This is a genomic window from Kineosporia succinea (genome assembly GCF_030811555.1).
Lineage (GTDB): Bacteria > Actinomycetota > Actinomycetes > Actinomycetales > Kineosporiaceae > Kineosporia > Kineosporia succinea.
The window spans coordinates 6,992,157-7,014,188 of sequence record NZ_JAUSQZ010000001.1 but is presented as its reverse complement, the minus strand read 5'-3'; the positions used below and the strand labels follow the sequence as shown (position 1 = coordinate 7,014,188).

General features: G+C 71.8%; 19 protein-coding genes. 13 read left to right on the top strand and 6 right to left on the bottom strand.

Annotated elements, in window-relative coordinates; genetic code table 11:
• The first annotated feature begins 16 nt into the window (after positions 1-16).
• From J2S57_RS30985 to J2S57_RS30975, 3 genes are all read left to right on the top strand, one after another.
• On the top strand, positions 17-1,267 hold the full coding sequence (locus tag J2S57_RS30985) for an AAA family ATPase (RefSeq protein ID WP_307249530.1): 1,251 nt from the start codon (positions 17-19) through the stop codon (positions 1,265-1,267).
• Positions 1,255-1,893 carry an RNA ligase family protein gene (locus J2S57_RS30980; protein WP_307249529.1) on the top strand — a complete coding sequence of 213 codons (639 nt, stop codon included), beginning with the start codon at positions 1,255-1,257 and terminating at the stop codon, positions 1,891-1,893. Before J2S57_RS30985 ends, J2S57_RS30980 begins: the two co-directional genes overlap by 13 nt.
• Before the next feature lie 701 nt (positions 1,894-2,594).
• Positions 2,595-4,637 carry a DEAD/DEAH box helicase gene (locus tag J2S57_RS30975; RefSeq protein ID WP_370882726.1) on the top strand — a complete coding sequence of 681 codons (2,043 nt, stop codon included), beginning with the start codon at positions 2,595-2,597 and terminating at the stop codon, positions 4,635-4,637.
• Here the strand turns inward: J2S57_RS30975 and J2S57_RS30970 are convergent.
• Complete coding sequence (locus J2S57_RS30970) at positions 4,634-5,488, bottom strand: NmrA family NAD(P)-binding protein (protein ID WP_307249527.1); 855 nt, start codon at positions 5,486-5,488, stop codon at positions 4,634-4,636. The genes J2S57_RS30975 and J2S57_RS30970 overlap by 4 nt on opposite strands.
• 95 nt (positions 5,489-5,583) lie before the next feature.
• On the opposite strand from J2S57_RS30970, the gene J2S57_RS30965 reads away from it, so the two are divergent.
• Positions 5,584-6,288, top strand: a complete 705-nt coding sequence (locus J2S57_RS30965; protein ID WP_307249526.1) for a TetR/AcrR family transcriptional regulator — start codon at positions 5,584-5,586, stop codon at positions 6,286-6,288.
• On the opposite strand, the gene J2S57_RS30960 is transcribed toward J2S57_RS30965, so the two are convergent.
• From J2S57_RS30960 to J2S57_RS30940, 5 genes are read right to left on the bottom strand one after another with little or no spacing between them, the layout of a single operon-like run.
• Positions 6,280-7,536 (bottom strand): glycoside hydrolase family 125 protein, encoded by a 1,257-nt coding sequence (locus J2S57_RS30960; protein WP_307249525.1) that lies wholly within the window; start codon positions 7,534-7,536, stop codon positions 6,280-6,282. The two genes, J2S57_RS30965 and J2S57_RS30960, sit on opposite strands and share 9 nt — an antisense overlap.
• A complete protein-coding gene (locus tag J2S57_RS30955) occupies positions 7,533-9,731 on the bottom strand; it encodes a glycoside hydrolase family 3 N-terminal domain-containing protein (protein ID WP_307249524.1) in 2,199 nt (732 codons plus the stop codon). The genes J2S57_RS30960 and J2S57_RS30955 overlap by 4 nt, the downstream gene beginning before the upstream one ends.
• The gene (locus J2S57_RS30950) at positions 9,728-10,546 is read right to left on the bottom strand and encodes a carbohydrate ABC transporter permease (protein WP_307249523.1); all 819 of its coding nucleotides are present in this window, start codon (positions 10,544-10,546) and stop codon (positions 9,728-9,730) included. The genes J2S57_RS30955 and J2S57_RS30950 overlap by 4 nt, the downstream gene beginning before the upstream one ends.
• A gap of 12 nt (positions 10,547-10,558) precedes the next feature.
• A complete protein-coding gene (locus J2S57_RS30945) occupies positions 10,559-11,482 on the bottom strand; it encodes a carbohydrate ABC transporter permease (RefSeq protein WP_307249522.1) in 924 nt (307 codons plus the stop codon).
• Between the two features lie 16 nt (positions 11,483-11,498).
• Positions 11,499-12,791, bottom strand: a complete 1,293-nt coding sequence (locus J2S57_RS30940) for an ABC transporter substrate-binding protein (RefSeq protein WP_307249521.1) — start codon at positions 12,789-12,791, stop codon at positions 11,499-11,501.
• A gap of 135 nt (positions 12,792-12,926) precedes the next feature.
• Between J2S57_RS30940 and J2S57_RS30935 the strand changes: the two genes are divergently transcribed.
• The 9 genes from J2S57_RS30935 to J2S57_RS30895 all read left to right on the top strand — a co-directional run bounded on the left by J2S57_RS30935 (position 12,927) and on the right by J2S57_RS30895 (position 21,966).
• On the top strand, positions 12,927-14,033 hold the full coding sequence (locus J2S57_RS30935; protein WP_307249520.1) for a LacI family DNA-binding transcriptional regulator: 1,107 nt from the start codon (positions 12,927-12,929) through the stop codon (positions 14,031-14,033).
• 38 nt (positions 14,034-14,071) lie between these two features.
• Positions 14,072-15,307, top strand: a complete 1,236-nt coding sequence (locus tag J2S57_RS30930; RefSeq protein ID WP_307249519.1) for a glycoside hydrolase 5 family protein — start codon at positions 14,072-14,074, stop codon at positions 15,305-15,307.
• 49 nt (positions 15,308-15,356) lie between these two features.
• Positions 15,357-15,764, top strand: coding sequence for a RidA family protein (locus J2S57_RS30925; RefSeq protein WP_307249518.1), 408 nt, complete (start codon positions 15,357-15,359; stop codon positions 15,762-15,764).
• A gap of 25 nt (positions 15,765-15,789) precedes the next feature.
• Positions 15,790-17,358 carry an N-acyl-D-amino-acid deacylase family protein gene (locus J2S57_RS30920; RefSeq protein ID WP_307249517.1) on the top strand — a complete coding sequence of 523 codons (1,569 nt, stop codon included), beginning with the start codon at positions 15,790-15,792 and terminating at the stop codon, positions 17,356-17,358.
• A gap of 169 nt (positions 17,359-17,527) precedes the next feature.
• Positions 17,528-19,150: a peptide chain release factor 3 gene (locus J2S57_RS30915; RefSeq protein WP_307249516.1), complete on the top strand. Its 1,623-nt coding sequence runs from the start codon at positions 17,528-17,530 to the stop codon at positions 19,148-19,150.
• Between the two features lie 191 nt (positions 19,151-19,341).
• On the top strand, positions 19,342-20,193 hold the full coding sequence (locus J2S57_RS30910; RefSeq protein WP_307249515.1) for a Cof-type HAD-IIB family hydrolase: 852 nt from the start codon (positions 19,342-19,344) through the stop codon (positions 20,191-20,193).
• Positions 20,194-20,281: 88 nt separating this feature from the next.
• Positions 20,282-20,488, top strand: coding sequence for a GntR family transcriptional regulator (locus tag J2S57_RS30905; protein WP_307249514.1), 207 nt, complete (start codon positions 20,282-20,284; stop codon positions 20,486-20,488).
• 661 nt (positions 20,489-21,149) lie between these two features.
• Entirely contained in the window at positions 21,150-21,635 is a 486-nt protein-coding gene (locus J2S57_RS30900; protein ID WP_307249513.1) for a hypothetical protein, read from the top strand.
• A 10-nt stretch (positions 21,636-21,645) separates the two neighbouring features.
• Complete coding sequence (locus J2S57_RS30895) at positions 21,646-21,966, top strand: winged helix-turn-helix domain-containing protein (protein WP_370882725.1); 321 nt, start codon at positions 21,646-21,648, stop codon at positions 21,964-21,966.
• Positions 21,967-22,032: the final 66 nt, after the last annotated feature.

Here is a 22,032-nt window from a genome sequence, read left to right as displayed (position 1 = left end):
GACGGGGGAAGACAGCATGGACGCGATCGGCCGGGCCGTCGAGGGTGCCCCCGTCGACCTGTCCGCGGAGTCCCGGCCCGAGCTCGCCGCCCTGCGGGACTGCCCGCAGACCGCGGCCTTTCACGCCGAGGGTGACGTGGCCACGCACTCGCGCTGGGTCTACGACCTGGCCGCCGAGCACGCCGAGCGGCTCACCGACCCGAACCAGGCCGTCGCGCTACGCCTGGCCGGGCTGCTCCACGACGTCGGAAAGCCGCTGACCACGCGGGAGAACGGGCCCGGCCGGTGGAGCGCCCACGGCCACGACCTGGAGGGCGCCAAGCTCGTCGCGTCCCTCTTCGCCACCCACCCCGCTGTGCTGAAACTGCCGCTGGGAGTGCACCACAGCGTCCATGCGCTGGTCCGGGCCCACATGTGGACCTACGCGGCCGAGCGCATCAGCCCGGGCGCCGCACTGCGCATGACCCACGTCACCGACCCCGCCCTGCTGATGGCGTTGTGGGACAGCGACTCCCGCGGCCGCATCGCCGACGACGTCACCGAGCTGGCCGAGCGCGTCGAGTTCGCCGGGCTGGTGCTGCGTGACCTGGACGCCGCCCGGCCGGGCAGTTTCGGCCTGCTCGACCAGGTCGCCGAGCGGGGCACGGCCGATCCGCGGGCCTGGCGCGAGACCTTCCGGGCCCTGGTCGAGGGCTCGCTCACCGACGTGGGGGCGGTCTCGGCACGTCTCGCGGCGGCCGAACGGCACAGCACCGGCGGCTCGATCACCTACACGATCGGCCTGCCCGGCGTCGGCAAGTCCACCTGGGCCCGCGAGGTCTGGGCGCCCGCGACCGGTGGGGTCGTGCTCTCCGGCGAGGGCGCCCGGCGACGTGACCGGCGGGCGGCCGCCGCGGCCGTGGTGCGGCAGATCCCCACCCTCCTGGCCGCCGGTCGTGACATCTGCGTCGACGCCACCCACCTGCTGCGCGAGACCCGCGACGTGCTCGTCACCTACGCCGGCCGCTACGGCGCGGCCCTGCACGCCGTGTCCTTCAACGCCCCGCTGGAGATGTCGCTGCGCCGCCAGACGACCCGTCCCGGCGCCGACGCGGTCCCGGCCGCCGCCGTCACCGCGATGGCGGCCAGGCTGCGCTGGCCCACGCCCGACGAGTACCAGACCCTCACGGTCGTCGAGCCGAACCGGGTGTCCTGGGCCTACGACGAACGGACGCGCTGGTCGGCGGGGCGGCCGGGTGGCACGGAGGGGGTGCGGTGGAGCGCGTGAAGTACCCGCGCACCCGGCACCTGCCCGGCAGCCCGGGCGCGAGCGCGGACGACGAGCACCTGGCCGACCTGGGCGTGCTGAGAGCCGGGGAGGTGGTGCTGACGGAGAAGATGGACGGCGAGAACACCACCATCGGCCCGGGCTACGTGCACGCCCGGTCGGTCGACTCGCCTGCGCACCCGTCCCGGACCTGGGTGAAGGCGCTGGCGGCGCGGCTGGCCGGGGAGCTGCCGGACGGGATGCGGGTGTGCGGCGAGAACCTGTACGCCCGGCACTCCGTCGGCTACGACGACCTGGCCTCGTACTTCCTGGTGTTCGGCGTCTGGCTCGGCGACGAGTGCCTGGACTGGGACGCCACCCGGGAGTGGGCCGGGCTGCTGGGGCTGGAGTGCGTGCCCGAGCTGTACCGCGGCCCGTTCCCGGCCGACGGGGTGCCGGGCCTGCGGCGCCGCTGGCAGGAGGGGCACCACCGCGCCGTCAGCGAGGGGTTCGTGGTGCGCACCGCCGGGGCGTTCGGGCGCCGGGGGTTCGGCACCCACGTGGCCAAGTGGGTGCGGGCCGGGCACGTGCGGACCGGCACGCACTGGATGAGCTCCGAGGTGACCCCGAACCAGCTGCTGACCTGACGGTTCATGACGATCGGGCTACGCTGACCCCCAGCGGTGAGTGTTCTGCGCACTCTCGTATAGCATGGTCCGGAGCGAAGCATCGACCACGAGACCGCACTCGGTCGTGGTCACCGGCCCAGAGCACCAGCACGTGCCCCGACCAGCGAAACATCGGGCCAGAAAGACGAGATCGCCGCGGATCCGCCGCGCGTCTCGCACGGTCCCACGGGACCAGGGGGATGAGCCCGGACGTTCGTGGTCCGCGCTCACCGCACCTGAGCACGTCTCAGGTGTCGTTGGAGCAGTTGGAGGAGGAGTTAGTGGCCCGACCAGGCCAGCGCGCAACCGGCCGTCGCCGTCCGGCGCCACCGAACCAGAGCCAGAACGACCAGAAGGCCCCGGACGCCCAGGCCTCGGGTGGCCGGCGTAGCCCGGACGACGAGATCCAGCTCCCGGGCGCCGAACCGCGCCGCCGGCGCACCCGCCAGCGGGCGCAGTCCCCGGAGAAGACGACCCGGGCCCGCGCCCAGGGCGACGAGCCCGGGCAGAAGAAGCAGCCGCGTCAGCCCCGGCAGGGCGGGCAGTCCCGTCAGGCGGGCCAGTCCCGTCAGCAGGGGCAGGGCCGTCAGGGAGGGCAGAGCCGTCAGGCCGGGCAGTCGCGTCAGCGGCAGCAGACCGCACGGCAGCCCGGTCGCACCCAGCGCCGTCCCGTCGACATCATGGCCGTGCTCGCCTCGGCCGCCCGCGAGATCGAGACCGCCGCCCAGCGCGGCCGCGTCACCCCCTCGGTGCGCACCCGCTTCCAGGTGGTCGCCGGCCTGCTGCGCGAGGAGAAGACCCGGGTCAAGGCCGCTCCGGCCGGGCGCGCCGCCGAGCAGCAGCTCAAGCGTCTCGACGGTCTGGCCCAGATCCTCGCCACCACCGCCGTGCAGGACTCGGCGCTGCTGGCCCTGCTCGCCGACGACGCGCCGCTGTCGGCCGCCGCCCGCGAGATGCGCCGCGACATGCTCGAGGCCGGCGGCGTCGCCCCGGCCCCGGAGCCCGAGCCCGAGCCGGTCGCCGTGGCCGCCGCCCCGATCGTGCCCGAGAAGCAACGCGTGGTCCCGCGCTCGGTGGTCTCCCGCCAGCTCGCCAACCCGTTCCTGGCGCCCGACTTCTCCGCGGCCCCGGCCCCCGCCCTCGCCCCGAATCGGCTCGCCGGCTGGGAACTCATCGGCCCCCTGCTCAGCTCGTTCGAGCGGGCCGGCGACGGGGTGCCCGCCTGCATGAAGCTGCCCGCGGCCGGCGCCCCCGGCACCCCGCCCGGCGTCGACCTCATGCCCCACCAGCGTCAGCTGGTCGCCGCGGCCGCCGCCGGCCACCGCAGCTTCCTGCTCGCCGACGAGCCCGGCCTCGGCAAGACCGCCCAGGCCCTGCTCGCCGCCCAGGCCGCCAACGCGTACCCGCTGCTGGTCGTCGTGCCCAACGTGGTCAAGACCAACTGGGCCCGCGAGGCCCGGCGCTGGACCCCGAGCCACCCGGCCACCGTCGTGCAGGGTGACGGCAACGCCGTCGACGGGTTCGCCGACATCGTGATCGTCAACTACGAGGTCCTCGACCGGCACATCGGCTGGCTCGACGACTTCGGCTTCGGCGGCATCGTCGTCGACGAGGCCCACTTCATCAAGAACAAGACCTCCCAGCGCTCGCAGCACGTGCTGCACCTGTCCGAGCGCCTGCGCGGGCGCCGCAAGCAGCCGCTGCTCATGGCCCTGACCGGCACCCCGCTGATCAACGACATCGACGACTTCCGCGCGATCTGGCAGTTCCTCGGCTGGATCGACGACTCCAAGCCGGTCGGCGACCTGCTCGCCTGCCTGGAGGAGACCGGCCTGGTGCCGGCCGACCCCGGCTTCTACCGGGCCGCCCGGCAGTGCGTCATCGACGCCGGCATCGTGCGGCGCCGCAAGATCGACGTGGCCGCCGACATCCCGGCCCGCCGCATCGCCGACCTGCCCGTCGAGCTCGAGGGCGCGGCCGGCCGGTCGGTGCGCGCCGCCGAGCGCGAGCTCGCCCGCCGCCTGCTCCACCAGTACGAGACGGCCCTGTCGCTGCGTGAGTCGGTCACGCTCGACGAGACCGGCATCGACCTCGACCTGGCCCGCCGCGTGGCCAGGGCGGAACTGAAGGACACCTCGAAGCAGTCCGGCGAGAACGTCTTCAGCATGATGCGCCGCATCGGCCAGGCCAAGGCCGGCCTCGCCGCCGACTACGCGGTGCAGCTGGCCCGCAGCGCCGGCAAGGTCGTCTTCTTCGCCAAGCACGTCGACGTCATGGACACCGCCGAGGAGATCCTGACCAAGCAGGGCGTCGGGTTCGCCTCGATCCGCGGCGACCAGACCCCCACGGTGCGGCAGAAGAACATCGACGCGTTCGTCAACGAGCCCGGTGTCGCCGTGGCGGTCTGCTCCCTGACCGCCGCCGGGGTCGGCCTGAACCTCCAGGTCGCCTCCAACATCGTGCTGGCCGAGCTGTCGTGGACCGACGCCGAGCAGACCCAGGCCATCGACCGCAGCCACCGCATCGGCCAGACCGAGCCGGTCACCGCGTGGCGGGTCATCGCGGCCCAGACCGTCGACGCCCGCATCGCCGGGCTCATCGACAGCAAGGCCGGGCTGGCCGCCCGCGCCCTCGACGGCGCCGACGTCGACGAGGCCGACACGGTGGACGTCCAGGTCGAGGCCCTGGTCGCCCTCCTGGTCGAGGCCCTGCAGGAGGCCTAGGACAGAGCCTGGGCGAGCACGTCCCGCACGGTCCGCGGTTCGCGGCCGAGCAGGGTCTTCAGCAGCGGGTCGGTTCCCGCGAAGAAGCCCTGCTCGGCGGCCTGGTACATGCCCAGCGTGAACCGGGCCACGAACTCCGGCCGGCCGGAGGCGATCTGCCCGGCGACCCACTCCTGCGGGTCGACCACCTCGATGTCCACGCCGCGCCCGGAGACCTCCGAGGCGATCACCGCGACCTCCGCGAACGTGGGAGCCGCGCTCGCGGTGAGCGTGACCGGGCCCTCGTAGGCCTCGTCCGACGTCAGGATCGCGGCGGCGGCTTCCGCGGCATCCTCCCGGGCCGTCCACGACACCGGCCCGTCGAAGGGCACGGTGATACGGCCGGTCTCGCGCCACGGCCCGGCCAGCCAGGTCAGGCTGTGCGCGTAGAAGCCGTTGCGCAGCGACGTCCAGGGCAGACCGGACGCGGCGAGCAACTGCTCGGTGGCGTGGTGGTCACGGGCCGGGTTGAACGCCGAGCCCGGCGCCGCGCCCTGGTGGCTGGTGTAGAGGACGCGCCCCGCCCCGGCGGTCACGGCCGCGTCGATCGCGGTGCGGTGCAGCTCGACCGCGTCGCCCGCCGGGTCGTTCGAGGAGACCAGCAGCAGCTGCTCGGCCCCCTCGAACGCGGCGGGCAGGGACGCGGCGTCGGCGTAGTCGCCGTGCCGCACGGTGACGCCCTTCTCGGCGAACCGCCCGGCCTTGCTCACGTCGCGGGTGACCACGGCGATCCGGGACGCGGGGACCCGCTCGAGCAGGTGGTCGACGGTCGCGCCGTTGAGGGCGCCGGTGGCTCCGGTGACGACGATCATGGTCAGCTCCTTGTTGGTAACGTTGATAACGCTGCAACGGTAGCGCTGGAATCATCGTGATAGCAAGACGTCGTTAACGTTGATACCGTGAGGGTGTGAGCGAAGCACCCGACCGGCGCACCGCGATCGTCGACGTCGCCGCGCGCCTGCTGAAAGAGCACGGGCCCGCGGCCGTCACCACGCGGGCGGTGGCCCAGGAGGCCGGGGTGCAGGCCCCGGCGATCTACCGGCTCTTCGGCGACAAGGACGGGCTGCTCGAGGCCGTGGCCGAGCACGTCATGGCCTCTTTCGTCGCGCAGAAGGCGGCGCTGGTCGAGACCGCCGCCTGGGCCGAGACCGACCCGATCGACGATCTGCGGGCCGGCTGGAACACCCAGATCGACTTCAGCCTCGCCAATCCGGCCGTGTTCCGGCTGCTCAGCGACCCCGGCCGCATCGTCAACTCACCCGCGGCCCGCAACGGCCGTGAGGTTCTCCAGGCCCGCATGCACCGCGTGGCCCTGACCGGCCGCCTGCGCGTCAGTGAGGCCCGCGCCGTCGCCGTCATGCAGGCGTCCGGCGTCGGCACGATTCAGCTGCTGCTGGCCACGCCGCCCGAGGAGCGTGACGCCGGGCTGGCCGACTGCATGTTCGAAGGTGTGCTCCAGCAGATCCTCACCGGCACGCCCGGCGTTGGGGATCCGGGGAATACGGCCACCGTCGTGGCTTTTCGTGCCCTGGCCCCCCGCCTGGACGTCCTGAGCCCGGCCGAGCGGCGCCTCCTGGGGGAGTGGCTCGACCGGGCCCTGGCATCACGCTGAAGCCACCGTCAGCGCCAGCTCGCAGAACATCGAGTCCGCCCAGGAGAACCACGGCCGGCTGAACCGTGCCGGGTCGTCCACGTCGAACGCCTCGTGCATCCGGTTCGTGCCCGCGTCCGTGGCCAGCAGCAGTGCCACCAGCTCGCGCTGCCGCTCGGCCGAGCCGCTGGTCAGCCCCTCGACCGCGAAACCGATCGGCCACACGCGCCGTTCGCGCGTGTGCGGGCTGCCGACGCCCGACGCGGCCGTGCCCGAGAACCACCACGGATTGTCCGGGCTCAGCACGAAGGCCCGCGTGCGCGCGTACACCTCGGGATCGAGCACGTCGGGCGACAGCAGCGGAAGACTCAGCAGCGAGGGCATGTTCGCGTCGTCCATGAGCAGCTGCTCGCCCAGCCCGTCGACCTCGTACGCGTAGATCAGCCCGTGCCGGGGGTGCTCCACCAGGCCGAACTCCCGTACCCCGGCCACCAGCTCCGCCGACAGCTCGAGAGCGGCGGACGCCAGGGCCGCGTCGTTCCAGACCGGGAGGCAGATCTCGGCCAGGTGCCGCAAACCCTGCGCCGCCAGCAGGTTTCCCGGGATGTTGTACCCGTGGGTGCAGGCGTCGTCGCTGGGCCGGAACCCGCCCCAGGTCATGCCGGTGTGGCCCACCGGCGTCCCGAGCCCGTCGCGCACCAGGGTCTCGGTCGCGATCGCCCCGGGCCGCACGAACCGGTAGGCCGAGCGCTCCTCGTGCCGCTGCTCGAGCCTCATCTGCTCCAGGATCGTGCGGAACACCCGGTGCCCCCGATCGTCGAACACGTCGGTGCGCCCGGTGGCCCGCCAGAACCGGTGGGCCAGCAGAAGGGGGAAGGCCAGCGAGTCGATCTCGTACTTCTGCTCCCACACCCACGGGTCGTCGTTGAGATCGCCCGGCTCGTAATGAGCTCCGGTCGGGCCCGGGTTGAACGAGTTCGCGTACGGGTCGTGCTCGATCTGCCGGAACTGGCGCTTCAGCACCCCCGCCACGATGTCCGCGATCTCCGGGCTCTCGCCGAGCATGCGCAGGTAGGGCCACAACTGGGTGGTCGAGTCGCGCAGCCACATGGCCGGGATGTCACCCGTGATCACGAAGTACTCGTCGCCGTCGCGGGTGAGCGTGTCGCTCAGGGTGCGGTTCAGGGCGTCGGAGACCATCGAGGCCACGCGCGGGTCGTCGAAAGCGCCCGCCACCTTTTCCACCTGCCGATGGAGGACGTCTTTCACGGTGCGACCTCGATTCTCACCGAGTCGGTGGGTGGGTGGAGGTCGCCGGAGACCCACACGTCCAGGTGCCCGGGCGTGAGCTCCAGCAGGCCGTGGGAGTCCACGGTGCCGAGTTCGTCGATGCCGAGCGGGAAGACGATCTCCTGCTCCTCGCCCGGGGCCAGGTGCACCGGCACGTAGCCGATGACCTGACGCACCCGTGGCCGCACCCCCAGTACGTGCCGGCGCCCGTACAGCGGGACCACGTAGCGAGATTCGACGGAACCGGTGTTCTGCACCCGCGCACGCACCTCGGTCTGAGAGCCGGAGAGCACCGAGACCTCGAAAGTGCTGTACGACAGGCCGGTCCCGAGCAGGACGTTGTCGGCGTACGAGGCGTCCGCGTAACCCCGCGACGTCTCCCGCCGTTCGTCGTGCGCCACCGGCCAGACACCCTCACCGCCGGGCAAGGTGACCGGAAGCCGACCCGAGGGCGACTCGGCGCCGCTCACCACGTCCACCACTGCGTCCCCGCCCGTGGGCCCGGGGAACGCCGAGAAGATCAGCGCATCGCAGAGACCCGCGAACTCGGTGACCGCGTGCGGCCGACCGCCGATCACGATGCCGACCATCGGCTTACCCACTTCGCGCGCGGCGCGGGCGACCTCGATCTGCACCGGGTCGATCGCGACGCGGCTCAGGTCGACCCCCTCGCCGTTGGTCATGCCGAGGTCGGCGCCCTGCACGGCGCCGTTCTCGGCGAACTCGGACTCGTACAGGCGACGGCTCGAACTGCCGAGCACGACCACGGCCACCTCGCTGGCCCCGACCGCCGCGCGCACGGCGTCGAGACCGCCGTCGATGCGCTCGCGCAGTTTGCTCCCGGCCGCGTGCTCCACCGGGAAACCCCGTGCGATCAGGGCGGAACGAATGGTGGACGACGTGGGGTCCGGCACCGGGCGAGGGGCCGTGTAGTCGCCCAGCTGGCTCAGCAGATCGTCGGCGTTCGGGCCAACCACCGCGAGACGCGTGCTCCCGGCCAGGGGCAGGACGCCGTCGTTGCGCAGCAGGACGATGCTCTCGCGGGCCAGGCGGTGGGCCAGGCGGTGGGCCAGGACGTCGTCTCCCGGAGCCGGTTCCGAGTCGGCCGGGCTCTCGTCGAACAGGCCCAGCCGCTGCTTCAGCGACAGCACCCGCTCACAGGCCCGGTCGATGTCGGCCATCTCGATCAGCCCGCGGTCGAGAGCCTGGTCGAGCACCACGTAGGCCTCGTCCCAGAAGCTGATGTCCACACCGGCTCTCAGGGCCAGGGCCCCGGCGTGAGCGTGGTCGGGCGCGGCGTCGAGCAGACGGTCGAGGGCTGTGCAGTCGGCCATCACGATGCCCTCCCAGCCCCAGTTCTCGCGCAGCACACCGGTGAGCAGGTCGCGGTTGGCGCTGCAGGCGATGCCGTCGACGTCGTTGTAGGCCGCCATGTACCCGGCGACCCCGGCCTCGGCCGCGGCCCGCGCGGCGGGCAGGTGGATCTCGTGCAGCTCACGCCAGCCGAGCGGGGCCCCGGACCCGTTGCGGCCGCCGATCCCGGCCCCCTGGGCGGCCAGGTGCTTGACCACCACGGCCACGTGCTCGGTGTCGATCCGCTCACCGGCTCCCTGCATGGCCATGACCGTTGATCGCACGAGATGCGATGCGATGTAGGGGTCTTCGGAGAAGCACTCCTCGGCCCGGCCCCAGCGCGGGTCGCGCAGCATGTCCAGGCCGGACAGCAGCGCCACGTGGATGCCCCGGGCCCGCAGCTCGTGCGCCACCTGGGCGGCGAGCTCCGCGACCAGGTCGTCGTCCCAGGCCGCGCCGACCGCGAGGTTCACCGGCAGCACGTGCCCACCCAGGCCCTGCAGCCCGTGCGGGGCCTCCTCGACGAAGAGGGTGGGCAGGCCGGACGACGACTGCGACCGGATGTACGACTGCACCAGGGCCGTGGCCTCGGCCGAGCGTTCCGGCGGGATGCCGTTGCCCCAGTGCCGGCCCGACCAGGGGTCGGCGCGCTGCAGCCCGTACAGCGAGCCGATGCCGCCGAAGCGCTCGACCTCCTGCTTCAGTGCGTCGGTGACCACCAGCTTCCCGTGGGTGACCTCCAGCGCGTCCCAGCCCGGCAGCCGCTGGTTCAGCTGGCCGATCTTCTCTTTCAGCGTGAGGCGTTCCAGCACGTGCTTCATCCCTTCACCGCCCCGGAGACCAGGGCCCGCTGCATCTGTCGCTGGGTGATGGCGTAGACCGCGAACACCGGCAGCAGCGTGAACACCGTACCGGCCATGAGAACGCCGTAGTCGGTGCCGGTGGTCAGCTGCAGGGTGGGGAGTGCGACCTGGATCGTGCGCTGTGCGGGGTCGGGCCCGATGATGATGAGTGAGTACAGGTACTCGTTCCAGAACGACAGGAAGCACAGCAGCACGACCGTCGCGATGCCCGGGATGCAGATGGGCAGGTGCACGTGGCGCAGGATGGTCAGGGTCGAGGCGCCGTCCATCGACGCGGCCTCCTCGAGCTCACGCGGGATGGTGCGCATGAACTGGGTGAGGATCACGACGGCCAGCGGCATCGCGGTGGCGGGCAGCAGGAGGATCAGGAACGTGCGGGTGTGGAACAGGCCGGTGAACGCGGCGAGCAGGAACGTCGGGAACAGCGCCGCGAACGTGGGGATGAGGAAGCCGAGCGAGAACGTGGCCTCGACGATGCGCCCGGCCCGGCCGGTGGAACGCGAGAGGGCGAACGCGGCGGGCACGGCCAGCAGCAGGGTCAGGGCCAGCGCCAGGCCGGTCACGATCACCGAGTTGGCCACGGCGGGCACCAGGTCGGCGCTGCCGACGGCCTCCCCGTAGTTGCCGAAGTCCCAGGTGGCGGGCAGCTTCAGCGGGTTTGTGAAGATGTCGTCGTTCTCCTTGAACGACGAGACGACCAGGTAGTAGAAGGGGATCACCAGCAGCAGGGCGTAGCCCCAGGCCAGGAACCCACTGATGCGGGGGAATTTCACAGCGGACTCCTTCTAGTGGGTGGGGCGCAGCAGGCGGCGGATGGTGAACATGCCGATCAGCCCGACCACGAACAGCACGATGCCGACGGCCTGGCTGTAGCCGAGATCGGCGTCCACGAAGGCCTTCTGGTAGATCAGGTACGACAGCGTGGTGGTCGACGTGCCGGGCCCGCCCTTGGTCAGCAGCAGCACGTTCTGGGCCGAGCTGAACAGGATCGACAGGAACTGCAGCATGGCCACGACCCCGATGAAGTCCCGGGCGATCGGCCAGTAGATGCCCCAGGCCAGGCGGGTGTTGTTCGCGCCGTCGACCATCGCGGCCTGCACGATCTCCTCGTCCACCGAGTCCAGCCGGGAGGCGAGAAGAACGGCCGAGTAACCGATCCCGGCCCACAGGTCGATCATGATGAGCGACGGCAGGGCGGTCGCCTCGTCGGCGAGCCAGGCGCGCGAGCCGTCGAGGCCGAGGGCGGCGAGCACCCCGTTGACGAGGCCGTCGGGGTTGAGCAGCGAGTAGAACATCAGCGCGGTCGCGGGCGCCGAGATCAGGGCGGGCACGAAGAGCCAGAACCGCAGCACCTTGTGACCGCGCGGCTTGCGCACGACGTAGAAGGCGAGCAGGAACGCGAGCACCATCATGATCGGCAGGCCGACGGCGATCTGCACGGCGCTGTTGCGCACGGCGTCCCAGAACACCGGGTCGGAGAACACGTCCCGGAAGTTGCCGAGGCCGGCGAAGCCCGGGTCGACGAGCATGCCGGGCCAGTCCAGGAACGCGATGACGAACATCGCGATCACCGGGCCGATGGTGAAGACCGCGTACCAGATCAGGCCGGGCAGGGCGAGGCCGGGGAACTTCTGGCGCCAGGCGTCCGGGCGCCTCAGGGGCGGTGGGGTCGCCAGGTCGGGGCGGGGAGGGTCGAGCTGGGTGGTCATCCGGGTCTCCCTGCTCTCAGGCGTTCTTGTACGAGGCTTCGAGGACGTCGACGATCTGCTCCGGGCTGGTGCCGGGGCCGAACGCCTGCGCCGTGGCCTGGGTCATCGGCTCGAAAACGGCTTCGGGGATGAGCAGGTCGGGAAGGATCACCGGGTCGACGCTGTCCCCGGCGGCCAGGGCCTGGGCCTGGGCCACCAGCGGGAACCGGTCGCTGGTGACGTCGGTGACGGCGTTCATGTCCCGGCCGGACTGCGTGATGAACTGCGCCACCACCTCGTCGCTGAACAGCCACTGCACGAACGGCTCGACGAGATCCAGCTTCCTGGAGCCGTTCTCGCTGATCCACACGCCCATGCCGTTGAAGCTCTGGATCACCGTGGGCCTGGTCGAGATCGCGCCCGGCGGCACCGGCCAGCCCCCGATGGTGGTCTCGGCGGCGCGGTCGGCGGGCACCTTGGCCAGCGCCGAGGACATCGACGACATGATCGCGGCCTTGCCGGTGTTGTACTGCGTGAGCATGGAGTCGCTGGTGAAACCCTGCGCGCTGTCCACGAAAACGCCCGCGTCACGCAGTTCGGCGAAGTGCCGGATGCCCGCGACCGCTCCCTCGGACTCGCTGAACCTCCCGGAGGCGAAGACGTCGGCGGCCTCGTCGGCGGTCAGGAACGACTGGATCACCTGGATGAAGAGCTTCTGCCCGCTCCAGTCACCCCCGCCGATGGTGACGGGCCCGATGTCCTTGCTGCGCAGCCGGTCGGCCGCGTCGATGAGGTCGGCGCTGGTGAGCGGGATCTCGAGGCCCGCCTCCTCGAGCAGCCGGGTGTTGAACGCCACCGGCCAGTTGGTGCGGGTGTACGGGAACGCGCGCAGGTGACCGCTGGGCGTCGTCCACTCCTGGACCGCCCCGGGCTCGATCCGCGTGTCGAGGCCCCACTGCCCGAGGTAGCCCTCGACCGGGATCGTCGCCTCGGCGTCGGTCCAGGCCAGCGTCTTGCCGACCATGTTGATGATCGCGACGTCGGCCTCCTTGCCGGCGAGCACCGAGGTCTCGAACACGATCGGCAGGTCGCTGCCGTTGCTGAGCGTGGCGACCGAGCGGCCGGTGGTGTCGCGGTACTGCTGCACGATCGCCCGGAACACGTCGGCCCCGGCCACGGCGCCGTTGAACTGGGAGTGCACGACGAGGGTGCCGGCCCCGCCCGAGGCGGGGCGGAGTGCCTGCACGGCACCGCATCCCGTCAGTGACATGAGGGCAGCAGCGGCCCCGCCTGCGGTCAGCAGGGTGCGCCTGCTGAGGGACTCGCTCATCGGATCCTCCCGACGGTGGGAACGGATATAGCGGTGTACTAGATGTCTGCCGTAAGGTATACCGGTGTACTGCCGTACCGCGTCAAGAGCGGCGGGGAACGGTCATCTGATCAAAACAACCTCGGGCGGGTCGACATGGGCACCAGCGCGTCGGGCAGTGCAGCGGGAGCGGCCAGGTCTGCCCGTGCGGCCGGGTCTGCCGGTGCGGCCGGGTCTGCCGGTGCCGCCCGTCGTCCCACCATCGCCGCCGTCGCCCAGGCCGCCGGGGTCTCGGTCTCGGCCGTCTCGCACGTCTTCAACGGCCGCACGAACATCTCCCCGGAGACGGCCCGGCGCATCCGGGAGGCCGCCGACGCGCTGAACTGGCGGCCCAACCTGGCCGGCCGCCGGGTCTCACGCTCCAGCGGCGGGGCCGTCGGCAACAGCATCGGGCTGGTCGTCACCCAGTCCGAGGAGTCGTTCCGGCGCGACCCGTTCTTCATCCGCCTGATCGCCGGGCTCACCGGGCCGCTGGCCAGGGTGGGCTGGTCGCTGTCCCTCACGGTCGTGCCGCCCGACGAGGAGGCGCAGGTCTACCGGCAGTGGTGGACCGAGCAGCGGGTCGACGGGTTCCTGCTCGTCGACCTGCGCACGAAAGACCCCCGGATCCCGTTGCTGCGCAGTCTGTCCGCCACCGCCGTGGCGCTCGGCCCGACCCCGGTGACGTCGGCCGTGCCCGGGGTGACGCTCGACGACGAGAGTGGTCTGGCCGAGCTCCTCGACCACCTGGCCGGTCTCGGGCACCGCCGCATCGCCCGCGTCACCTCCGCTCCCGGCCTGGCCCACAGCCGCCGCCGCAACCAGGTGCTGAGCGCCGCCGCCCGCCGTCGCGACATGAGCGTGCGGTCGCTGGCCTGGGACGAAGAGGCGTCCGATCCGGTCGCCGCCCTGCTGGGCGCCCGCGGTGACGTCACCGCCCTGGTGCTCGACAGCGAGGCCCTGGCCACCCAGGTGGTGGCGCACGCCCCCGAGATCGGAGTGCGTGTGCCGGTTGACCTCTCGGTGCTGTCGTGGGAAGACTCGTGGGTGAGCGAGCTGGTGCGTCCCCGGCTCACGGCCCTCTCGGCCCCGGTCGAAGAGAGCGCCCGCACCGCCGTCGACCTGCTGCACCGCATGGTCCGGGGTGAGAGTGCCGCCTCGGTGGTCGTTCCCGGCCGCCGCCTGGTGGTCCGCGAGTCCACCGCGCAAGCCCGCCGTTCCTGAAACACCCGACCACCGCGTCCCTCGTTCGAAGGAGCCCAGTGACAACCCGTTTCGGCGTGAACTACGTCCCCAGCCAGGACTGGATGTTTCAGTGGATGGCCGTCGAGGCGGATGCCGTGCGGCGCGACTTCGAGGCCGTCGCCGGTCTCGGGCTCGACCACGTGAGACTCTTCCCGCTGTGGCCGGTGCTGCAGCCCAACCGCACGCTGATCCGGCGCCGCGCGCTCGACGACGTGCGGCTGGTCGTCGACCTGGCCGGTGAGTTCGGGCTGGACGCCTCGGTCGACGTGATCCAGGGCCACATGAGCGGTTTCGACTTCGTTCCGGCCTGGCTGGTGAACTGGCACGCGGGCAACATGTTCACCGACGAGCAGGCGGTGCGGGCCCAGGCGGCGCTGGTCGGCGCGGTCTACGAGGCGGTGCGCGACGCCCCGAACTTCACCGGCCTCACGCTCGGCAACGAGGTCAACCAGTTCCAGCCGCCGAACCCGGCCGCCATGCCCGCCGACAGCGAGCAGATCGGGCACTGGCTGCGCAGCCTGCTGGCGGGGGCGAAGGATCCGGACCCGCGCCACGTGATCACGCACAGCGAGAACGACCACCTCTGGTACCGCGACGGGCACCCGTTCCTGCCCACCCACGCCAGCCGGCTCGGCGACGTGACCACCGTGCACTCGTGGATCTTCAACGGCACCGGGCAGCGCTACGGCGGCCTGTCCGACCGGGCGACCTGGCACGCCGAGTGGATGGCCGAGCTGTCGCGGGCGTTCGCCACCGACCCCGAACGGCCGGTCTGGGTGCAGGAGGTCGGCGCCCCCGCGCTGAACCTCACGCCCGAGGAGATGCCCGAGTTCTGCCGCCGCACGGTCGAGTCCGTGCTGACCACGCGCCACCTGCACGGCATCACCTGGTGGTGCTCGCACGACGTGAGCCGCGACCTGGGCGACTACAAGGACCTGGAGTACAGCCTGGGTCTGCTCGACGTGAACAACCAGGTCAAGCCGGTGGGCCGGGCCTACGCCGAGGCCGTGGCCCAGGCCCGCGCCACCGCGCCCGTGGCCCCGGTGCGCCGTGAGGCCGTCGTCATCGAGGTCGACGAGCACCACGTGCCGCTCTCGCGGGCCTCCCTCGCCCCGGGCGGCGCCGTGGTCGAGGCCTGGTACGAACTGCGCGCGGCGGGCCACTTCCCGGCCGTCGTCACCAGCGCCGACAGCCCGCAGGTCCTGGCCGCCCGGGGCATCGAGAGCCTGGTCCGCCCGTCCGTCACCGTCTGAGATCGGGCAAGATCATTCCTGGTCCTGCCCTGTGCCCGAAGGAGCTTTCATGAGCACGCCCCGCACCGCCGTCTCCACCCCCGAGGCCCCCGCCCCCGCGCACACGTTCTCGCAGGGGGTGCGTAAGGGCCCGATCCTGCAGGTCTCCGGCCAGGGCCCGGTCGACCCGGTGACCAACGAATACCTCCACCCGGGCGACGTGAAGGCCCAGACCCTGCAGACCCTGGCCAACGTGCACGCCATCCTCACCGCGGGCGGCGCGACCTTCGACGACGTGGTCATGCTGCGCGTCTACCTGACCACCCGCGACGACTTCGCCGCGATGAACGAGGCGTACGGTGAGTACGTGACGCAGCACAGTGCCTCGGGCATCCTGCCGTCCCGCACCACGGTCATGACCGGCCTGCCCCGCGCCGAGATGCTGGTCGAGATCGACGCCCTGGCCGTGCTGGACTGAATCCCATGACCGGGCAGGTGCTCTCGTGCTGATCCGTGGTGCCACCCTCGTGGACGGCACGGGAGCGCCCGCCCGCCGGGCCGACGTCCGCGTCGAGAGGGGGCGCATCGCCGAGATCGGCCTGATAACAGGCTCGAGCGATATCGATGCCGGCGGCCTCGTCCTCGCCCCCGGCTTCATCGACATGCACGCCCACTCCGACCTGGCCGTGCTCACCGACCCGCAGCACCTGGCCAAGACCACCCAGGGCGTCACCACCGAGGTCCTGGGGCAGGACGGACTGAGCTACGCCCCGGCCGACGACAGGGTGCTCGACGTGCTCCGCGAGCAGCTGGCCGGCTGGAACGGCATCCCCGACATCGACTGGTCGTGGCGCACGGTGGGGGAGTACCTCGACCGCGTCGACCGGGGTGCCGCCGTGAACGTCGCCTACCTCGTGCCGCAGGGCACCGTGCGAATGATGGCGATGGGTAACGACGATCGCCCCGCCACGGGTGATGAGCTCGTCCGCATGCGGCAACTCGTCGACGAGGGCATGCGGGACGGTGCGTTCGGCCTGTCGAGCGGTCTCACCTACGTGCCCGGAATGTACGCCGACACCGAAGAACTCGTGGCGCTGTGCGAGGTGGTCGCGGCCCACGGGGGCTTCTACGCACCGCACCAGCGCTCGTACGGCAGGGGCGCGCTCGAGGCCTACGCCGAGGTCGTCGAGGTGGCCCGGCGATCCGGCGCCGCGCTCCATCTCACCCACGCCACCATGAATTTCGCGGTCAACGCGGGCCGGGCGTCCCAGTTGCTGTCGATGGTGGACGCGGCGGTCGCCTCGGGCGTGGACGTCACCCTGGACACGTACCCCTACCTCCCGGGCTCGACCACGCTGTCGGCCGTGCTGCCCAGCTGGGCGTCGGCCGGGGGCCCGGCGGCCACGCTGGCCCGGCTCGACGACGCGGCGGTGCTCGGGCGCATCCGGCACGACGTGGAGGTCGTCGGGTCGGACGGCTGTCACGGTGTGGCCGCCGACTGGGACTCGCTCGAGATCTCCGGCGTGCGCCACGAGGAGCTCGGCGCCTGGGTGGGCCGCACGATCGCGCAGATCGCGGCCGCCGCCGGCCGGGCCCCGTTCGACGTGTTCACCGAGATCCTGCGCCGCGACCGCCTGGGCACCACGATTCTGCAGCACGTGGGCCACGAGGAGAACGTGCGCGCGATCATGACCCATCCCCGTCACTGCGGTGGCAGCGACGGCCTGCTCACCGGAGCCAAACCCCACCCCCGGGCCTGGGGGACCTTCCCCCGGTACCTCGGCCACTACGTCCGTGAGGAAGGGGTGCTGGGCCTGGAGGAGTGCGTGGCCCACCTGACCTCCCGCCCCGCCCGGCGGCTGGGCCTGACCGACCGCGGCGTGCTGCGCGTGGGCGCGGTCGCCGACCTGGTCCTGTTCGACCCGGCCACGGTGGCTGCCGCAGCCACGTTCGACGACCCGCGCCGCGCGTCCGTCGGCATCCCCCACGTGCTCGTGGCCGGCACGCCGGTGATCGCCGACGGCGTGCGCACCGGCGCGGTGCCCGGACGGGCGCTGCGTCACCACCGGTGAACGTGGTGCACGGGGCTTGCACGGGGCTTCCACGGGGCTTGCACGGGGCTTGCCTGGTGATCCGGGGGACGGGACCAGGAAGTCTCGCCGGTCGCCGTCCGGAACATCCCGGTCGGCCGCAGGCCCGCGGGTGTCCCGAGCACACCTCCGCACAGGAGAGAATGGGCCGGTGAGCGCCGATACCCAGACCCCCGCCCAGACCAGCGACATCCCGGCCCCGAAGATCCTGGCCGAGGCGGGCCGGCGCCGCACCATTGCCGTCATCTCTCACCCCGACGCCGGTAAGTCCACGCTGACCGAGGCGCTGGCCCTGCACGCCAAGGCGCTGCGTGAGGCCGGGGCCGTGCACGGGCGCGGCGGGCGCGCGGGCGTGGTCACCGACTGGCAGGACATGGAGAAGCAGCGCGGTATCTCGATCAGCTCGGCCGTGGTGCAGCTCGACCACCGCGACCAGGTGATCAACGTGGTCGACACCCCCGGTCACGCCGACTTCTCCGAAGACACCTATCGCGCCCTCACCGCCGTCGACGCGGTGATCATGCTGGTCGACGCCGCGCGCGGCATGGAGGTGCAGACCCGCAAGCTGTTCGGCGTCTGCAAGACCCGGGGTCTGCCGGTCATCACCGTGATCAACAAGTGGGACCGGCCGGGCCAGGAGGCCCTGCAGCTGCTCGACGAGATCGAGTCCATCACCGGCCTCAAGCCCACCCCGATGACCTGGCCGGTCGGCATCGCCGGCGACTTCCGGGGCCTGCTCGAGCGCGGCAGCGGTGAGTACGTGAAGTACACCCGGGCTCCCGGTGGCGCCACGCTGGCGCTCGAGGAGCGCATGGACGCCGTGCGGGCCGAGGCCGTCGAGGGCTCCGCCTGGGTGCAGGCGGTCGAGGAGAGCGACCTGCTCTCGATCTCCGACGGCGACCACGACGAAGAGGCCTTCCTCGCCTTCCGCACCACGCCCGTCTACTTCACCGCCGCCGTGGCGAACACCGGCGTCGGCCAGGTGCTCGACTCACTGGTCGACGTCGCGCCCTCCCCGCGCGACCAGCCCGACGTCGCCGGGGCCACCCAGCCGCTGCCGGGCCGCTTCAGCGCCCAGATCTTCAAGACCCAGACCGGCATGAACCCGGCCCACCGCGACCGTCTCGCGTTCGCCCGCATCCACTCCGGCGTCTTCCACCGGGGCATGACGGTCCGCGACAACCGCACGGGCCGCCCGATGGTGCTCAAGCACGTGCAGACCGTGTTCGGCGCCGACCGTTCCACCGTCGACGTGGCCTACCCGGGCGACGTCATCGGCCTGGTCAACGCCCGCCACATCAACGTGGGCGACACCATCTCCGAGGCGGGCAAGGTCGAGTACCCGCCGTTGCCGGTGTTCGCCCCCGAGCACTTCCGCACGGTGCGCCCCAAGGATCTGGGCTCGGGCAAGTCGTTCCGGCAGGGCCTGCGCGAGCTCGACGCCGAGGGCGTGGTGCGCGTGCTCATCAACGACGCGCACGGTCTCGGCGAGCCGATCCTCAGCGCGGTCGGTGCCCTGCAGTTCGACGTGGTGCAGTACCGGATGACCAACGAATACCGTTCGCCGGTGCGCTTCACCGAACTGGGCTTCACCACCGCGCGCCTGATCGAGCCGGACGTGCTGCCGATCCTGCGCACCAAGCGCGACGTCGAGGTGGTCGAGAACGCCGACGGGCAGATGTTCGCGCTCTTCACCGACGAGTGGCGCGTGCGGGGCATCGAGCGCGACAACCCGGGCATCAAGCTGCAGCCGCTGGTGGCCACCAGCGCCTGAGCCCTCGACCGCGACGGGGGACGCGCCGGGCCGGGGTGACGGGGCCGACCCGGGGGATCGGGCGGCCGGGTCGGCCGGGTCGGCCGAGGGTGACGGGGTTCACGCCCCGCTTTGTCCCGACCTGTCCGGCCCGCACCCCGACCGCGCCCGTAGATTGACGGTGCCGCGAGTCCCCCTGCACGAGGAGCGAAGTGTCGAGCACCGCCGAGTCCACCCCGACCGTCCTGATCCCGGGCGGGGCCCTCGACCTGAGGCTGGTCGTCGCGGACATGGACGGAACCCTGCTCGACGCGAACGGTGACGTCCCGGCCGGCTTCTGGCCGCTGCTGGAGCGCATGCGCGAACGCGGCATCGTGTTCGTGCCCGCGAGCGGCCGGCAGTACGCCACGCTCGCCCGGCTGTTCGAGAAGGCCCCGGCCGACACCCCGTACGTCGCCGAGAACGGCACGTACCTGGTGCGTGAGGGCGCCGAGCTCGGCTCCACCACGCTCACCCGCGCGACGGTCGTCGAGGTGATCGAGCACCTGCGCGAACTGGCGCGCACCGAGCTCGATCTCGGCGTGGTGCTCTGCGGCAAGCGCTCGGCCTACGTGGAGCGCACCGACGAGCCGTTCGTCGGCGAGGTGCGCAAGTACTACGCCGCGCTCGAGATCGTCGACGACCTCCTGGCGCCTGACGACGAGATCCTCAAGATCGCCGTGTTCGACTTCGGCGACGCCGAGACCGGTGCCGGCCCCCGTCTCGACCGGTTCCGCGAGCGCGAGCAGGTCGTCGTGTCCAACCACCACTGGGTCGACGTGATGGCCGCGCGCGCCAACAAGGGTGCCGCCGTGGAGCAGTTGCAGGACAGCCTGGGCATCACCCGCGACCAGACCGTGGCGTTCGGCGACTACCTCAACGACCTCGAGATGCTCGACGCCGCCACCTGGTCGTTCGCGATGGCCAACGCCCACCCGGAGGTGCTGGCCCGGGCCGCCGCGATCGCCCCGAGCAACGCCGAGCAGGGCATGCTGACGGTCCTCGAGGAGCTGCTCGGCCGGTAGGTGCCCGTTGGTCCCCGACGCGTGGGCACGGTCGGAGCACACCCGCAGGGGTGTGCCTGACCCGGACGAACGCGGCAAGGATCACTGCGTGTCCGACATCTCGCGTCTCGCCGATCAGATCGCCGCGCGTATCCAGGCCGGCCGTTACCGGCCCGGGCAGCGTCTGCCCGGGCCCGGTGATCTGGAGCAGGCCGGGCACTCGGGACCGGCGGTGCGGGAGGCGCTGCGATGTCTGGTCGAGCAGGGCTGGGCCGAACTGGGTCCTGACGGCGGGTATGTCGTCACCGAACCCTGAGCGGCATCCTGGTCCTGGGTGGCTCGGTCACTGCGCCCTCGCCCTCAGCCGCCGGACCCGTCAGTCGCACCGGTTCGCACGGCCGGGGATGCAGGCCCTCTCCGTCGAGAACCAGGCGCACGGGTCTGGTTCGACGGACAGGAACCCGTCCAGGTGTTGCCGGAGAGCGGCGATGGCACCCTCGTGGTCGGGAGATCGTGGACTCTCGCTGGTGAGCCTCGTGTACTCGTCGAAGGCGTCACGGGTGGCCAGCTCCAGCAGCGTCGGCGGGTCGAGCTCATTGCCCGCGTATCGGGGTGATCAGCCATTGCCGGGGCTGGCCAACGATGGGCGCGACGCTGCCGTCCGGAGCGACCAGTCTTTCGACGGCCTCGGACCGGAAGACGTTCATACGCAGAGCTTCTCACGCGCCGCCAGGCGGTCTCTGACCGCCGGCGAACGCCGTGACGGCGTTCGCCGCACTGCTCGCGTCAACAGTCGTCGTCGCCCCGCGGGTAGCTCGCTCCGGGCCGCTGAAGCCACCGGCCACGCTCGGGCGTCGCGCGCATGACGTCGCCGGCGCCAGGATCACCTGTACTTGCCTGGGTGGAAAGTACCTACTACTTTCTTGTCAGGAAAGTAGTTGGTCACTGGGCAACGCTGCCCGTCACGGAGGAGAATCATGACCACGAGCAACCGGCCCACCCCCGAAGAGGCCTCTCGTCTGCTGCAGGAGAACGAGAACCGCCGGCGTGACCTGGCGGGCGCCCCGCTGCCGGGCTGGATGTGGCTCCTGCAGTGCGCGATGCTCGCCGTGTACGGCGTCACGCAGGACGTCTGGCCCGGCAACGGGTGGGGCGTCTTCCTGCTCATCGCACCGCTCATCCTGTCGGTGTTCGCCCAGAGTCCCTGGTTCGGGGCCCGGATGGGCCTGCGGATGGCGCCGAACACGTGGAGCGACGCGCGCCCGCGCTGGACGCCCGCCCGGCTCCTGGGAGCCCTGTTCCTGGTGGCCGTCATGGTGGTGGCCCTGATGGCGCAGACCGCACTGCACTCGGCCGGGGTGGGCGCCGACCACACGATGGCCTGGACCGGAGCCGGTGTGCTGCTGGCCGCGTCCTGGCCGCTGGTCAAGCGCCTGTTCTACAGTAGGGTCAGCCGTGGCTGAAACCGCCGGGATGTTCGACCCGGCACTGATGGACCCGACCCGCTTCGGCATCGTCTCGTTGCTGGCCGCGACCCGGTGGGCCGAGTTCTCCTACGTCCGTGACTCTCTCGGGCTCAGCGACTCGGCACTGTCGAAGCAGGCGTCACACCTGAGCAAGGCCGGATATCTCGAGGTGCACAAGGGGTACGTGGGCAAGAGGCCCCGGACCTGGCTGCGCCTGAGCCCGGCGGGCCGTAACGCGCTCGCCGGGCACATCCGCTATCTGCAGGAAGTAGCCCGAACGGCCCGGGAACTCGGGCAGTCCCACGAGCCCGAGAGCCCTCCCGGGTAATCACCCCGCGACGACCAGGGCCCGCGACCGCGACCGGACGCAGGCTCGCCGGTGCCGCCTTCCCGG

What these genes read in the sequence shown, in the direction of transcription:
- J2S57_RS30985 (WP_307249530.1), top strand. Translation starts at nt 17, where the DNA reads ATGGACGCGATCGGCCGGGCCGTCGAGGGTGCCCCCGTCGACCTGTCC.
- J2S57_RS30975 (WP_370882726.1), top strand. Translation starts at nt 2,595, where the DNA reads ATGGCCGTGCTCGCCTCGGCCGCCCGCGAGATCGAGACCGCCGCCCAG.
- J2S57_RS30970 (WP_307249527.1), bottom strand. Translation starts at nt 5,488, where the DNA reads ATGATCGTCGTCACCGGAGCCACCGGCGCCCTCAACGGCGCGACCGTC.
- J2S57_RS30955 (WP_307249524.1), bottom strand. Translation starts at nt 9,731, where the DNA reads ATGAAGCACGTGCTGGAACGCCTCACGCTGAAAGAGAAGATCGGCCAG.
- J2S57_RS30945 (WP_307249522.1), bottom strand. Translation starts at nt 11,482, where the DNA reads ATGACCACCCAGCTCGACCCTCCCCGCCCCGACCTGGCGACCCCACCG.
- J2S57_RS30940 (WP_307249521.1), bottom strand. Translation starts at nt 12,791, where the DNA reads ATGAGCGAGTCCCTCAGCAGGCGCACCCTGCTGACCGCAGGCGGGGCC.
- J2S57_RS30935 (WP_307249520.1), top strand. Translation starts at nt 12,927, where the DNA reads ATGGGCACCAGCGCGTCGGGCAGTGCAGCGGGAGCGGCCAGGTCTGCC.
- J2S57_RS30925 (WP_307249518.1), top strand. Translation starts at nt 15,357, where the DNA reads ATGAGCACGCCCCGCACCGCCGTCTCCACCCCCGAGGCCCCCGCCCCC.
- J2S57_RS30900 (WP_307249513.1), top strand. Translation starts at nt 21,150, where the DNA reads ATGACCACGAGCAACCGGCCCACCCCCGAAGAGGCCTCTCGTCTGCTG.
- J2S57_RS30895 (WP_370882725.1), top strand. Translation starts at nt 21,646, where the DNA reads ATGTTCGACCCGGCACTGATGGACCCGACCCGCTTCGGCATCGTCTCG.